Raw genomic sequence first — 13,726 nt, 5'->3', positions numbered from 1 at the left:
GGGAGAAAGCATATGAGAAGAAAACCCCGAAATGACGCTCGTGGTGAAGCCGGCTTTACGCTTCTGGAGCTTCTCGTTGTTCTTGCGATTCTTGGTCTGCTAGCCGCGATCGTTGGCCCGCAGGTAATCAAATACCTCGACAGTTCGAAGTCGAAGACCGCTCAGGTTCAGGCCAAGAACGTCGTCGCGGCGCTCAACCTGTTCAAGCTCGATGCATCGCGTTTTCCGACGGAGCAGGAGGGTATTCAAGCGCTGGTAAAGGCGCCGCCAAACCTGTCGTCCTGGAATGGGCCTTATCTGCCCGATCAATCGGCGATCGTGGATCCATGGGGCCGGCCGTATCTGATGCGCATTCCCGGCGAGCATGGCGATGTCGATGTCTACAGCCTCGGTTCGGATGGGCAGCCCGGCGGCACCGGGGAGGCCAAGGATGTGGGGAGCTGGTAAGAAGAGTTGCTCGCGATATCGCGCCCAGGCGGGGTTCACGCTCCTGGAAGCGCTGGTGATTCTCGCCATTCTCGCCTTGATCGCTGGAGTTGCTTTCCCAGCTGTCGGGTCCGCCTTGCGCTATCAGGCCTTTGCCGACGGAGCGACGCGCTTCGAGGCCTCGTTGCGCGGAGCGCGCGCGCAGGCGCTGCGTCGCGGCGCTGCGGTTCGCTTCCTCGTATCGCCCGACCGCCGGGCCTTTGCCCTTGGCGACGCGGTTGATCGATTGCCTGATGAGTTGCGCGGCGTGGCCCCGGATGGTGGGGTCACGTTCTTTCCTGATGGCACCGCCACAGGCGGAGAGGTGGCGGTTGTGGACCGCGTCCGAGAGCGGCGCTGGCGCGTGCGCGCTACGACCGGTGAGATCGAGCGCGTGCTATGAGCGTACGGCCTAGTGAGGCGGGTTTCAGCCTGATCGAGACGCTCGTTTCGCTCGCGGTGATCGCAGGCATGTCCAGTCTGCTGTTTGAGTCGATCGCGACGCATGCGCAGGCGGCGGACCGGGTGGCACGGAAGCGAGAGGCGATCCTGCTGGCGCGGTCACTGCTCGCGCAGGCGACAGTGCCGGAGGGGCCGGGCGAGCTAGCCGATACGGGGAGGTGGAGGGACATGTCGTGGCGGTTCACGCGCGGCGCGGTTAGTGGTGGGGCGCGCGACACCACGGTTCCTCTGCAGCGAGTGCGGATCGACGTCATGGACGGGGTGACGGGGCGTCGGCTCGTCAGCGTCCAGTCCCTTCGGTTGAGGGAGTGAGGCGTGAGGGCAAGCGCAAGCCTTTTTTCGGCCGATCGGTCGCCGGGTGAAGAGGGTTTCACTCTTATTGAGTTGTTGGTCAGCCTTGCCTTGCTTGGGATGGCTGCGGTTCTGCTGATGCAGGGATTGGCGAGCGCGGGCATCATTGCCCAGCGGGAGCGGGCTTCAAGGAGCAACATCGAGGAGATCGTCACCTCTCAACGGGTCCTGCGCGCGACAATTGAGCGATTGCGTCCTGTGACAAGGATGGATTCTGCCATTCCGATCGTCGAATTGCGTGGGACCGCAGGCGTTCTGACGTTTGTAGCGCCACCTTTTGATCGCGATGGACCCGATGCTTTGCAGCGTTTCCGCCTGACCCGCACGGCCAGCGGCGACCTAGTCTTGTACAGTGCACACAGCCGGAAGGTCGATATCGACCGGAGCGGGACCGATTTGGTGGGCTGGACTCCCAATCGCCTGCTGGGTGGCGTGCGCGATCTGTCGATCAGTTACTTGGGGCCGCCGCACCCTGGCGCGTCGCGCGTGTGGCAGGATCGCTGGTGGGATCGTTCCACTACGCCCGAGCTCGTCCGTATCCGTGTCGTTTTTGCGGAAAATGACAGGCGCATATGGCCCGATCTGTTCGTACGCCCGCGGGCGACCAGTCATGGCCCATGCAGAATCGATGAGCTGACGGGGAAATGCAGGGAGGAACGATGAGCGCGAAAGGCATTCTCGATGCCGATATGGCGACGATCGGCCGATGGCTATCCCAGGGCATGCGCTGGTGGGTCGGTGAACTGGAGCAATTGCTTCCAACCCGCCTGCGGTTCGCGGGGAGTGACGGGTTGCCGCGGCTCTCGTTCGTTGGTGACGGGCTATTACCAGAGACCGATAGCAACGGCCGGATCGGCAAACCACCCCTGCGGCCCGGCGCGCGCGTGGCGATTCTGGTGCCGAGTGATCTATGTCTCGCCCGTGTGATCGAGCGCCCCGTGCTGGGCGAAAGGGATTTGCAGCGCATGGCTGCGTTCGAAGGCGATAGCGTGCTTCCGTTCCCGCCTGGTACGATGGTCGTTGCGGCACGGCGGATCGGGTCAGGTTCCGAGCCGTCCAAAGTTCGCGTCGAAGTTGCCGGTTTGCCGATCGACACGGCTCGAGCGATTGCTGACGCGGCGCTGGAAGCAAAGGTCGTTCCGACAAGAATAGCCTTGGATGACAACGCGGTCTCTGCCCGGCCGATCGACTTCGCGCCAGCCATGCGCGAGGCCGGACTTCTGCCGAGGCTGCGTAGCGCGACTCCGCTGGTTTGGGCGGTCGTGGGTAGCTTGGTCGCCATTAACGTAGGGATTCTAGTCTGGCGGGACGTCGCCGCCGTTGAACGCCTTGAGGGGGTTGTGGAAGCTCAACAGCCGGCGGTCACCGTCGCACAGACGATCACACGGCGGATTGACCAGGATCGGGCGCTGGTTGCCGGTTCACTCGCGCGGAGGCGCGAACATGACGCGCTCGCTGGGCTTGCCGCTGTCAGCAAGGCACTGCCCGAGGGTGCTTGGCTTCAACGCTATGTCTGGGACGGTCCGAGCCTGAAGCTGACGGGCTACAAGCCGCCGCGGACCGATGTGGCCGGGTCGCTGCGCCGCTCAGGTGGGTTCGCCGAGGTTCGTTCGATGAACGACGACATCCAGGCTGAAGTGCCAGCAGGAGAGCCGTTCGATGTCGGTGCAAAGATCGTTCGGCGATGATGCGGCCGACTTCTTCCCGAGAGCGGCGTTTGCTCGCCCTCCTTATCCTTATGGCGCTCGTCGCTTTCGTGTGGTTCGCGATCGTGTCGCCGATCGTCGACGGATTTTCCGTACGGGCGGAGCGGCGCGAGCAGTTGAACCAACGCTATCTCCACAATCAGCGGACGATTGCTGCCGTGCCGCGCTTGCGGCGCCAGGCGGAGGAGCAGCGGCAACATATGGACGTCTTCGTGCTCGGCGCCGCGAATGCGGAGGCCGGACGCGAGGCGTTGAAAGAACGGCTGCAGCGTGTCGTCGAGCGGGTGGGTGGCGAGGTTCGTGCTGCGGTCGACGCGGAAGGGGAGTCTGGCTCGGTGCGCGCGGGCATCAGTGCGCGCATGACGCTTCCCCAACTCATTGCTGCGCTGGACCAGCTCCAGAATACGCCGCCTTGGCTGGTCCTCGAGACCCTGTCGGTGACGGCGAACGATGCGCTCGTGACGGGGCAATCCTCCAGCATGGATGTGCAAGTTGAAGCTTCGATTCCGTTCCGCCCTGCCGCCGCTCGATAGAACGGCCCGGCTGCCGCTGGTGCTCGCTGCCTTGCTGGCGGCGGCGACCGCCATGCAGCTTGTCTTGGTGGATGATGTAGAGTTGCCACCATCTGGTCCGGTCGGGCGAGGGGGGATGGCGGAGGCGCCAGCACCAAATCCAGAGCGTGCGATCGGCGGCACAGCAATCCTTGCACGATCGATGTTTGCGCCGTCGGGCGGACCGTCAGCTGGCGGTGGTGGCAGTCCTCTTGGTGCGATGACGATCGCCGGCTCCATCCGAATTGGACGCTCTTCCTTTGCTGTTGTCCAGGGTCCGGGCAGTCGGACGTCGCGCGTGCCGGTAGGCGGACGGATTGGCGATTGGCGGTTGAAGGCGGTTCGGGCGAATGAGGCGCTGCTTCAACGCGGCGAAGAGGAAATCATTGTCCCCTTCGGTGGGGGAACTCCCCCGCCGGCGAACGGGGCGGCCACGGGGAGTCAGAGATGAAGAACAAGCCGCATTTGCTGTCCGGGATTGCGCTGTTTGCGCTTATCCTAGGCGGCTGTTCGACGCGTCAGGTGCCCGTGCCGATCGAGGCGCCGCGACCACCGGCGATCATAGCGGAGGGTGAGCGGGCCGAAGCGCAGCTGCGTACGACGATTGTCGGCGGAGAGGCGCCGGTACCGCGGCCGCCGTCTGGTGCGTCGGCCCGTCAACCGCGCGGCGGCAATATCACCCTCAATCTTCCGCAGGCGGACGTTCGCACCGTGGCGGCGTCCGTGCGGGACGTGACCGGAATACCCATCGAGGTCGACGCCGGCGTTAACGGGCAGGTGACGTTGGTGACGCCTGGATCTGTGGCGCGCACTGAGGTCATTGGACTTTTCGAAACGGCGCTGCGGACTGCGCAGCTGGCGCTTGTGCCTGTGGGTGACGGGTTCATGGTGCGGACCGAAGCGGCGGCGAAGGCGCCGGTCGCGCCCGGTGCCGTGGGCTACGGGACGGAGGTCGTGACGCTTCAGTTCATCAATGCTGAGGAGGTCCGTAAGGTTCTTGAGAGTGCGATCCCGGGGGTGGTTTCCGATGTCGATACTGCCGGCAACCGGATCACCATTACGGGCACCACCGGGCAGCGGAGCAGTGCGCGTGACATGCTGAAGCAATTCGATGTCAATTGGCTGCGCAATATGAGCTTTGGGCTGTATATTCCTGAGCGGACCGATGCGCGGTTGATCGTTCCCGAGCTCGACAAGCTGATCAATGCTGAGAATGCGCCGACACGGGGGTTGGTGCGATTGATCACGATGGAGAAATTGAACGGCATTCTCGCGGTCAGCGCTCAGGGGCAATATCTTGAGGATGTGCGACGTTGGATTGAGATTCTCGACCGGGAGGGCGAGAGTGCTGAGAAGCGCATTTTCGTCTATCAAGTCCAGAACGGTCGCGCGCGCGATCTCGCGCGAACGCTCAACCAGGCTTATGGAAATAGCTCCAGCGAGGGCGACGAGCCGTCCGATCCTTTCGCGTCTTCCGATTCCGGTCGTAGTGGGGCGGCAACCCCGCAGAACGCACAGAGCCCATCGCGGACAAATGGCGCTCAGGCGGAAGGTGGTGACCGATCGGCTCGATCGGCCGGGTCGTCATCGTCAGATGCCGTGTCCCAGACTGGGCAGGCTCGTGAAGGCGGCGGCAAGATCACCCCCGACGAGGTCAACAATGCGATCGTCGTCTATGGTACGCCGCGCGAGTATGCCATGATTGAGGATGCGTTGCGCAAGCTCGACGTTGCGCCGCTCCAGGTGATGATTGAAGCGGCGATCACCGAGGTCACGTTGAACGATACCCTTCGCTATGGCGTCCAGTGGAACTGGCTGACGGGCGACAGCAATTTCCGGATTACCGATGGTGTCGAGATGCCTGCCGGGGCGGCGCAGCCTGGTTTCAGCTACTTTCTGTCCGGTAGCAGTATATCGGCCACGCTAAATGCACTTGAACAGCGCACGAATGTAAAGGTGGTCTCGGCGCCCAAGCTGGTGACGCTCAACAACCAGACAGCCGCGCTGCAGGTGGGTGACCAGGTTCCTGTCTCTGCCGGCAATGCTGTAAGCGTCGGAAATCCCGACGCGCCTATCGTCAATGCGATCGAATATCGCGACACAGGTGTGATCTTGAAAGTGACGCCTCGCGTCAATGCCAGTGGCTCTGTGCTGCTCGACGTTTCGCAGGAGGTAAGCGATGTCAGTCCCGGTAGCGCGGTGTCGGGGAGGGATGGAGCGATAGCCTCGCCCACTATTTCTACCCGGCGAATTTCGACTTCGGTCGCTGTCCAGGACGGGCAGGTGATTGCGCTTGGCGGGCTGTTTCGAGATTCCCAATCGTTCGGCAAAAATGGATTGCCAATCCTTTCGCGCATTCCAGTGCTAGGCGGGCTGTTCGGCAATCACGAGAACCGGCAAAATCGTACCGAGCTGATCGTTCTGCTGAAGCCCCAGGTCATTCGCACGCCCGATGATGGTCGAGCCGTGACGGAGGAACTGCGCGCGAAGCTCCGGACGCTTGAGCCTTTCCGAACTCAGGGCACTATCCCGTGAATAAGAACGAAGACGGCTATGCGCTCGTTGCGGCGGTCGCCAGCATTGCTGTCTTTGCAGCCATGGCGCTCACTGTTCTCTCGGCGACGCGGATGGGGATCGATGATGCGGCGGCCGAGCAGTCCCAGCTTCAGGCAAGCGCGGCCGCAGATGCAGGGGTGGCGCTGGCGCTGAGCGGCCTTATGGCGAGCGATGCGACCCAACGCTGGTCGCTCGACGGCAGGGAACGCCAACTCACGTTCGATGGAGCGCGACTGCACGTGCGGATTGAGGACGAACGAGGCAAGGTGCCTATCAGTGCTCTCGATGAGCCCATGGCTACGCGGCTTCTCGAGGCAGTAGGCCTGGAAGGCGACAGGCTGCTGATTGCCCGGGACTCGCTCCTCGATTGGACGGACGGCGATGACGAACCCCGGCCGTTCGGGGCGGAAAGCGCTTACTATGCGGTCGCGGGAATAAGGCCGACGAATGGCTTTCTCTCGTCGATCGAGGAGCTGGGCAGTATCCGCGGTTTCGATGCCGCGTTGGTTCAGCGGGTTCGGCCTTTCGCCACGGCTTATACCTCAAGGGCGGGTTTCGATCCGAAATTTGCCCATCCTTTGGCGATTATGATCATGGAAGAAGGCGGCTTTGAGGGAGGCCCGGCTGCAATTGATCGGGCGCGCGAACGCTCTGGTCAACGAACAGCACTGGAATTTTCGGATGCGACCGATCTGGTTGGCCGGCCGCTGACAATCATCGTCGAAGCTCGGCTGCCGGATGGTTCTCGTGCGGCGCGTAGGGTCGTTGTAGAGATAACCGGCCGATCGGAGCGTCCTTACCTAGTGAGGGCAGCAGATTGAAGGTCGGAGAGAAGACGATAATTACAGTTCGTTGAATGCGATTGGAAGGGACCGATGGTCCCAGGACGCCGGAACAAGGATGATGGCAGGTTTGAATGGCGTGCAGGCGGTTGATGAGCCTTTATCTATCCCCGCTCACGGTTCGCTCGTTCCGAGAGCAGCTGGTGCGAGACCCCAAGGCATGAAGACGGCGGGAGCGCGGCTTGGGTTCTGTTGGTCAGTGGCAGTGTGCGACAGAGAGGTGGCTACTGCTGGTTCGCCTTGGAGATCGATGGGGCCATATGGGGCCGGCTTGCCGGGCGGATGGTAGAAGATGTGCGCCCCGATCTTGGTAATGCGCGTGAGGCTGGGAGCCCAGTAAGGATTTACATAGGCGGCGTGATAGTGCGTTGCCCCCTGCACGCGAGGCGGGGTTCGATTGGCTAGGGCATCTTCTGCAACGGCTCGGGCGGAAAGCATCACCCGCTCAGGGAGCTGGCGCCTGAGCGATCCATCACAAGTGAAAGTAAACTGACAGCCGGTGCGCCGGGTTGAACCTGCGAAGACGACGTCGCAGACGGTGTTCTGGAAGGACGAACTTCTCAATCGGTTGAGTACGACTTCAGCGACGGCTTGCTTGCCCTCCAGATTCTCATAACCCGCTTCGTAGGCGACCGCGAGCGTCAGGCATTCCAATGCGCGGGAATAGTCTTCCATCGGCTCTGGGACACCCATTTGCGCATGGCTGGGTACGCTGGTTGTGAGTGCGGCCAAGAGCAAGAGGAGGCAGGCGAGGGCTTGGGGGATTGTTGGGCGCGCCGGATTCGTCAGCGCACCCTGTAGCGCGGCGCTCCGGACATATTGGTCTGTTCGGGCCGGCTTGCTTGTCAACGTGTGTCCATCCCGCGTCGAAAGTTGATCCTGACGCGTCCAAGGATTCACAAGGAATGGACACGAATATCCTGATGACAGAATCGCTATCTAACTTACTTCTTCCGTAGAGCAGAAAATATAGTCTAGCAATGTAGAGTATATATCCTATTATTGTGGCGACATTTATGGATTTGTCATCGCAGTGAAAAGGTTATGTATGACATAGAGGCGATATGATCTCACAATGGGTCGATCTAATCGACGACAGAATTATGAAAATTGTAGAATCCTGGCAGAAAATTCCATCCATTCTGGATGCTAGGGGAGGCTTCATTTCCTCATGGCTGACAACGGGAGCAGAAAGATGATTCTCAAGCTGGGCGTGGTCGCGGCGGTCTCGGCCGCTGGCCTCTCATTGTTCACGTTTCAGTCTGGCTCTGGTGTGGCGCCTGCAGGCGCGTTGAGCGTTGGAGATGCACCGGGGGTTGCTCCGACCTCCCCGGGGCAGCAGGCTGGCGCTATGATCCCCGGGCGGCGTCTCGATTGCACTTTGGGCCGGATTGCCAATTTTGATGCGAGCCGCGTTCAGGAACCATCGGAGTATGTTTTTGAAGGCCGCCATGAGTTTAGCTTGTACCTGCCGGCGGCCCCCGTTCGCACCACACCGCCGCCTGATCCCGTTGACGCCCCGGAGCCGGTCGATCCGCAAACCCGGATCATCGCAGATCCTGATGGCTTGGCGAAAGACTCGGAGAGCAGTCCATTCAACCGGGTGGTCGATGTTTGGCCCCAGCGGGTTGAGATGACAAAGCCGATCAACTCTGTGTCGGTCACGCTTATCATCATCGAGGTAACCGATCAGTCGCAATCTTCTGCTTCGATGTTTCTGACGAAGGCGAATGACGCGGCTACATTCGATCTACAGAATCTTTATTCCGGCCAATGTCGGGTGACGCTAGGCGCATCAGGGAAGGCTGCTCCTTCATGAGAGCGTCAGGGCCTGGCTAAGAGAATGTCGATGCGAACTGCATTTCTCGAATGACGTGCAGCACGGATGGCGAGGCCGCCCACATGAATGCAACATAGCCGGTATTTTCAGCCCGAACCTGTCGGTCGCGCTGGGCTGTCCTGATGTGCCGGGTGCTGCATCTAGCGGTGACTTGCCATTCTCCGCAATCACTGCCGGTCCCTTGCCTGCGCAGGTTCTTACATAACCTATTAAAATAACGACATAATCTGAATTTATTCCCGAACGATTGCCAATCGGGCGCGCTCGAGTGTCTCCAACTTAGGAGCACGATTGGGCCGAATGCCGAGAGACTGCGCCCGCCATTGCGATCTGGAAATCGAGCTTTGCCTCGATCTCGAGGTGAAGACGTTGTGGCCTTCCGCACATGGCATCTGCTGGAGACGGCGATGAGAGAGATGGCGAAGGATCTTGAAGGGCTTTCGGTATCCTGGGGAGGAAAGCGATGATACCGAGCAGCGGCGCGAGACTGGCCCCATGGCAGGTCAAGATCGCTCAGCAAGGGATGGCGGGGCAGATTCGCACTGGCTTGCGCATCGGAGAGGTTGCTGCCCGTCTCGAGCTGTCGGAAACCCATTTCGCAAAGGCATTCCGAAACTCGGTTGGTGTTGCCCCTTATAGATGGTTTCAGAATGAGCGTGTCGCGCATGCCACCCGGATGCTCGCCGATGCTCATCTGTCACTGGCCGAGATCGCGATGGAGTGCGGATATTCGGATCAGAGCCATTTCATTACAGCCTTCTCCCGGACCATGGGCACGACGCCTGGGCGATGGCGTCGCAAACGTCGTTCTGCGCCTAAGTCCTAGCACTTTGGCCCACTGCAGCCTGACACGCCGGACGATTGCGCAGAAGCAAGGCCTCCAAACTCAGTTTTCGCGGATCTGAGCGCCATTTCCCCCGAGAGGCAGTCTTCCTCGATGTCCGATTTGGGGCGTGTCGGTTGGAGCCGATTGAGCGCGCCCTAACTTGCAACAGGGCGTGTTCGACCATATATTGACAATATGCCGACGATGGTTCGGCATATTGATAGGATCGCGATGACGGCTGTAGCACGGATTCAGGAGCTGCTGGGCGGTGAGGCAATGACCGGCCCGCTGCACAATGAGCGAGACATCGTGGGCCTCGTCCGACGGGGCGTGCCAACGCAATCGGTCGATCATTTCCTGGCCGCAGCGGGTCTAACTTTCAATGCGATCGATCCCACGGTGCTGAACCTTCGTACATTCAAGCGTCGCCAGAAGAATGCGCAACCGCTTGAGCCGGACGAGTCGGATCGGCTGCTGCGCGTCGTCGCAGTTGTTGCCGCGGCCGAAGAAGTGTTCGGTGACACGGAAAAGGCGCACGTCTGGCTTAATCGGGAAAACCGAGTGCTTGGGGGCGAGACGCCACTTGCCATGGCCGACACGAACCATGGCGCGCGTGTGGTCGAAGCATTGCTGGGACGGATGGCACACGGCATCGCCGCATGATTGTTTATCGGTTGTGCAAGAAGGCCCATGTCGCATTGGACGGGGAAGGCGCCCGCCTATGGGGTGGTCGCTGGAACTCGCCGGGGCGGCCGATGGTCTATACGGCTGCGACCCCAAGCCTGGCGGTGCTTGAAGTTCTCGTCCACCTTGATCTGCCAGGCGAGCTGCTGCCGGACGATCTGCGACTGCTGACGATCGAAATCCCGGAGACCGTCACGATCCACAAGCTCGATCCAAGTCCCGCCGATAGCAATGCTTGTCTGTCTGCCGGCGACGGGTTTCTTAAGGCCGGCGACGCGCTGGCCCTGCTCGTCAGGAGCGTGGTCGTCCCGCAGGAATGGAACACGCTGCTGAATGTTCGGCATGCAGAGATGGGCCACGTCAAGATCCTATGCGACGAGCCATTTCGGCTCGATCCGCGTCTTATGGGTTAGGTGCCCGCGCCAGGGGACGACCTCCTACGGAAAGTTTTGAGCTACTCGGTGCCATATCTACGCGTCGGAAAGGGGGAGCGTCGCAGTATGCATGGTCTCAAACCGGCCGCGTGAGATGATAGGCCCCGTGCCGAATTTCTTAATCTATTGAACGGTTTGACGGGTTTTGTCCGGAGCTGACGTCCGGCCTCGTCAAGATCAGTTTTCGGTTTGCCAGTTTGCGGTCGCTCAAGTGTCTAATGATTATGAGCTGGCGCGCGGACGTCACGCTGCTCGCTGGAGAGTTAACGATTGGTATCAAGGGGTAATGCCTTGGTACGGATCGACGTGGCGCATTCCTGTGCATCCTTTTCAGGGGAGATGCTGATGGCGCATGATGCTTTGCCGGCAGGCGATCAAGCTTTCATCGAAGACAGATTTGGAGACGTCCCGGGCAGCGACGCGAATTCCGCGGTAGGACGCCGCCGAAGCCGGAAAGGAGCGAAGCTCGCGCAGTGGCAGCTCAAGAAAGCGCAAGAATTGATGTTCGAGCAACTGACGGGAGCCCTCCAGGTGATAGAGATCGCACAGGGGCTTGGTATGTCGACCATGCATTTCACCAAAGCCTTCAAGAATACGGTCGGCATTCCGCCCTATGGCTGGCATTTACGACAGAGGATCGCGCGATCGGCGTCGCTGTTGCATGATGATGCTCTGACGCTGGCCCAGATTGCTGCCGAGTGTGGGTTCTCCGACCAGAGCCACTATACGAAGGCATTCCGGCGTCTGCTCGGGATCACGCCGGGGAAATGGCGCCGCACGCTGAAGACCGGGTCGCTACGCGGGGACGAAATTATCAGGCTGAATCCGGTCCGCTGACTGTGCAGTTCCATAGATTGCCCGCATCGCCCTACAATGCTGCCGGATGCGGACGCCGGCGCTTTACAAGCGTTCCGTATAACCTCCCGGTCTTTCTTCTGCGCGCCGGTTCACCTGTCGCTCAGTGGCGCTGCTGCTTTGCAAGTTCGCTCAAAAAGTCGCGGGAGAGCGCGGAAGAGGGGTTCCCGCTGATCCGGTCGATAGCGAGTTGCAGGTGCGGTATGGCATCTTCATCGTTGATGCTATCAAGGATGCCCAACGCTTCGATCATATACATGAGCGCTTGCTGCTTGGCCTTAGCCACCGCGTCACATTGTTCCTTGGGCGCAGCGCGGCGGCGCTTACGGCCGAGGCCGCCACCGCCTGACTCCATTTCCTGCAAGCGCTTTTCGACGATCAGATCGATAGCCATTGGCGAGAGCGTCAATTTTGCTGCCGCACCTTGCTGGTCTGATGCCGGGGATGTTTCGCCATCGGCAGGCTGGATGTGGCTATGGCTCACCAACAGCTCGAGAGCGAGTTTGAGATGGGGCATGGCTGCAGAAGCCCCCGAGCGCAGTTCTCCCAGGATCAGGATCGCATCGTTCACGGATTCGGCAGCGACGCCGCTAAGAAACTCGTCGCTTTCCTCATTCTCTTCGTTCGATTTGCCATTGTCAGGCGACATACCCATGATTGGTCCTGTTCAAGCGTGCGAATTCATATCCGTCGAGACATTCGGGCAGCCGGAAGCGCGTTCCGAAATTGGAAGCGCAACAGCCCGAAACCGGGCATTGGAAACCTGAGACTCAGTTCAGGCGCGAACGCCTTTAGGCCGGGGCCTTGGACATACGCGTCCGCTGCCCGGTAGCCAAAGCTGGCCGGCTCTGAGTCATCAGGAGGTTTCCACGCCCCCACTCGTGTCTCCACGAGCGGCAGCACCGGTAGGCAAAACCCTGGGCGAATGCAAGAAGACAGCCCATCCGACACGTCCAGAGTCCCGTTTCGGGATCATCGACCTAACCGTTGTGGCACCCCATTAATACGTGGTCGTCGCTTACGTCCTGTACCTCCGATGGCTGTGGAATGCCGAGTTTAACTAGGGAAAACCCTTGGTCGGTGCGGTGTATTGCGAGGTTATGTCATGTCCATGACTCGTGCTGGACGCAGTTTTCTGCATTGAGGCTCGTCAGTTCCGTTCCGGGGCTAGGCCGAATCAGGCCGAGCCTGATCGGAAGGAGCTCTAGGACGCGGGATAGCAGGACCCGTGTTCACCCTTTGCCCTGGCATGATCGCGGACGTTTCAAGAAACGCGCGGTGGCCCAGCTCCTTCCTGATTGGCCTTCCTGTGGTTTCACGCAGTTGGATCGTCGGCGCGCCGATGCTCTTTGGTCCCGCATGGGCAGGCGGGTGGTGCCCCCTGTCGGAGTTGAGCGCGCGAGCAGGGGGGCGTGGTGCGGAGGATTGCACTGCAAAAAGAAGGTGATGGACAGGAGTGGGCGCGATCAGGCCGCGCGGCGCTGATTCCACGCATGGACATCGAGTGCTTCGTCGATCGTCTCGAAGAAACGCAGTGTGTTGTTCGCGAGTACGGCACCGCGCTGGCAATAGGCTCGCAAGGTTTCGGACGCATGGGATACCATCACCAGCGTGCCTTCGCGCCGGCGGCCGGCGAGCGCCTCGTGCGACCGCTCGCGAAAGCGCTCGTCGCCGGCTGCGATGACTTCGTCGATCAGATAACAGTCGAAGCGGATGGCGAGGCTGATCGCGAATGCGAGGCGCGCGTACATGCCCGAGGAATATGTCCGCACGGGCTGGTGGAAATAGGTGCCGAGCTGCGCGAAGTCCTCGACAGAGGCGAGAAGCGGAGCGACGGGCCGTCGATAAATGCGCGCGATGAAGCGGGTGTTGTCGGCGCCAGTGAGGCTCGTCTGAAAAGCGCTGGTATAGCCGATCGGCCAGGAAACGCTCATGCCGCGCCGGATTGCGCCGGCCGTGGGATGCTCCACGCCGGCAATCAGCCTCAGCAGCGTCGACTTTCCTGCTCCGTTCGCCCCACAGATGCCGAGAGAATCGCCTCGGCGAATGGTGAAACTGGTATCGCGCAGCACGACCTTGTGCAGGTTGCGCGCGTGATAGGTCATGCCGACATTCGAGAAGCGGATCATGGCACCCGTCCATTGCGAAGGAGAG

General features: G+C 60.8%; 16 protein-coding genes. 13 read left to right on the top strand and 3 right to left on the bottom strand.

Going from position 1 to position 13,726, the window contains the following annotated elements; translation table 11 throughout:
• Positions 1-12: 12 nt before the first annotated feature.
• From gspG to DFR49_RS04220, 8 genes are all read left to right on the top strand, one after another.
• Complete coding sequence (gspG, locus tag DFR49_RS04255; RefSeq protein ID WP_119034549.1) at positions 13-447, top strand: type II secretion system major pseudopilin GspG; 435 nt, start codon at positions 13-15, stop codon at positions 445-447.
• Positions 431-868 carry a pilus assembly FimT family protein gene (locus tag DFR49_RS04250; RefSeq protein ID WP_170150913.1) on the top strand — a complete coding sequence of 146 codons (438 nt, stop codon included), beginning with the start codon at positions 431-433 and terminating at the stop codon, positions 866-868. The genes gspG and DFR49_RS04250 overlap by 17 nt, the downstream gene beginning before the upstream one ends.
• Complete coding sequence (locus DFR49_RS04245) at positions 865-1,239, top strand: type II secretion system protein (protein ID WP_119034547.1); 375 nt, start codon at positions 865-867, stop codon at positions 1,237-1,239. Before DFR49_RS04250 ends, DFR49_RS04245 begins: the two co-directional genes overlap by 4 nt.
• A 3-nt stretch (positions 1,240-1,242) precedes the next feature.
• Complete coding sequence (locus DFR49_RS04240) at positions 1,243-1,941, top strand: prepilin-type N-terminal cleavage/methylation domain-containing protein (RefSeq protein WP_119034546.1); 699 nt, start codon at positions 1,243-1,245, stop codon at positions 1,939-1,941.
• Positions 1,938-2,966, top strand: coding sequence for a PilN domain-containing protein (locus tag DFR49_RS04235; RefSeq protein ID WP_119034545.1), 1,029 nt, complete (start codon positions 1,938-1,940; stop codon positions 2,964-2,966). Before DFR49_RS04240 ends, DFR49_RS04235 begins: the two co-directional genes overlap by 4 nt.
• Positions 2,963-3,517 (top strand): type II secretion system protein GspM, encoded by a 555-nt coding sequence (gspM, locus tag DFR49_RS04230; RefSeq protein WP_119034544.1) that lies wholly within the window; start codon positions 2,963-2,965, stop codon positions 3,515-3,517. The genes DFR49_RS04235 and gspM overlap by 4 nt, the downstream gene beginning before the upstream one ends.
• Before the next feature lie 465 nt (positions 3,518-3,982).
• Positions 3,983-6,070, top strand: coding sequence for a type II secretion system secretin GspD (gene gspD, locus DFR49_RS04225; protein ID WP_119034543.1), 2,088 nt, complete (start codon positions 3,983-3,985; stop codon positions 6,068-6,070).
• Positions 6,067-6,912, top strand: a complete 846-nt coding sequence (locus DFR49_RS04220) for a type II secretion system minor pseudopilin (RefSeq protein WP_119034542.1) — start codon at positions 6,067-6,069, stop codon at positions 6,910-6,912. The genes gspD and DFR49_RS04220 overlap by 4 nt, the downstream gene beginning before the upstream one ends.
• Before the next feature lie 135 nt (positions 6,913-7,047).
• Here DFR49_RS04220 and DFR49_RS04215 read toward each other — a convergent pair whose 3' ends face one another.
• Complete coding sequence (locus DFR49_RS04215) at positions 7,048-7,608, bottom strand: cell wall hydrolase (protein ID WP_170150912.1); 561 nt, start codon at positions 7,606-7,608, stop codon at positions 7,048-7,050.
• Positions 7,609-8,128: 520 nt separating this feature from the next.
• On the opposite strand from DFR49_RS04215, the gene DFR49_RS04210 reads away from it, so the two are divergent.
• The 5 genes from DFR49_RS04210 (at position 8,129) to DFR49_RS04190 (ending at position 11,554) form a co-directional block, all read left to right on the top strand.
• On the top strand, positions 8,129-8,752 hold the full coding sequence (locus DFR49_RS04210) for a hypothetical protein (protein ID WP_147373637.1): 624 nt from the start codon (positions 8,129-8,131) through the stop codon (positions 8,750-8,752).
• Positions 8,753-9,236: 484 nt separating this feature from the next.
• Positions 9,237-9,599, top strand: coding sequence for a helix-turn-helix domain-containing protein (locus DFR49_RS04205; RefSeq protein ID WP_119034539.1), 363 nt, complete (start codon positions 9,237-9,239; stop codon positions 9,597-9,599).
• 195 nt (positions 9,600-9,794) lie between these two features.
• On the top strand, positions 9,795-10,262 hold the full coding sequence (gene parS / locus DFR49_RS04200) for a type II RES/Xre toxin-antitoxin system antitoxin (protein WP_245968228.1): 468 nt from the start codon (positions 9,795-9,797) through the stop codon (positions 10,260-10,262).
• Positions 10,259-10,696 (top strand): RES family NAD+ phosphorylase, encoded by a 438-nt coding sequence (locus DFR49_RS04195; protein WP_119034538.1) that lies wholly within the window; start codon positions 10,259-10,261, stop codon positions 10,694-10,696. The genes parS and DFR49_RS04195 overlap by 4 nt, the downstream gene beginning before the upstream one ends.
• A 312-nt stretch (positions 10,697-11,008) precedes the next feature.
• Complete coding sequence (locus DFR49_RS04190; RefSeq protein WP_245968227.1) at positions 11,009-11,554, top strand: helix-turn-helix domain-containing protein; 546 nt, start codon at positions 11,009-11,011, stop codon at positions 11,552-11,554.
• A 121-nt stretch (positions 11,555-11,675) separates the two neighbouring features.
• Here DFR49_RS04190 and DFR49_RS04185 read toward each other — a convergent pair whose 3' ends face one another.
• Both DFR49_RS04185 and DFR49_RS04180 read right to left on the bottom strand, forming a co-directional pair.
• The gene (locus DFR49_RS04185; protein ID WP_147373636.1) at positions 11,676-12,227 is read right to left on the bottom strand and encodes a hypothetical protein; all 552 of its coding nucleotides are present in this window, start codon (positions 12,225-12,227) and stop codon (positions 11,676-11,678) included.
• Between the two features lie 811 nt (positions 12,228-13,038).
• On the bottom strand, positions 13,039-13,701 hold the full coding sequence (locus DFR49_RS04180) for an ABC transporter ATP-binding protein (RefSeq protein WP_119034536.1): 663 nt from the start codon (positions 13,699-13,701) through the stop codon (positions 13,039-13,041).
• Between the last annotated feature and the right edge of the window lie 25 nt (positions 13,702-13,726).

This window comes from Hephaestia caeni (genome assembly GCF_003550065.1).
Classification (GTDB): Bacteria; Pseudomonadota; Alphaproteobacteria; order Sphingomonadales; family Sphingomonadaceae; genus Sphingomonas; species Sphingomonas caeni_A.
This window is presented reverse-complemented; position numbering and strand designations above follow the sequence as displayed.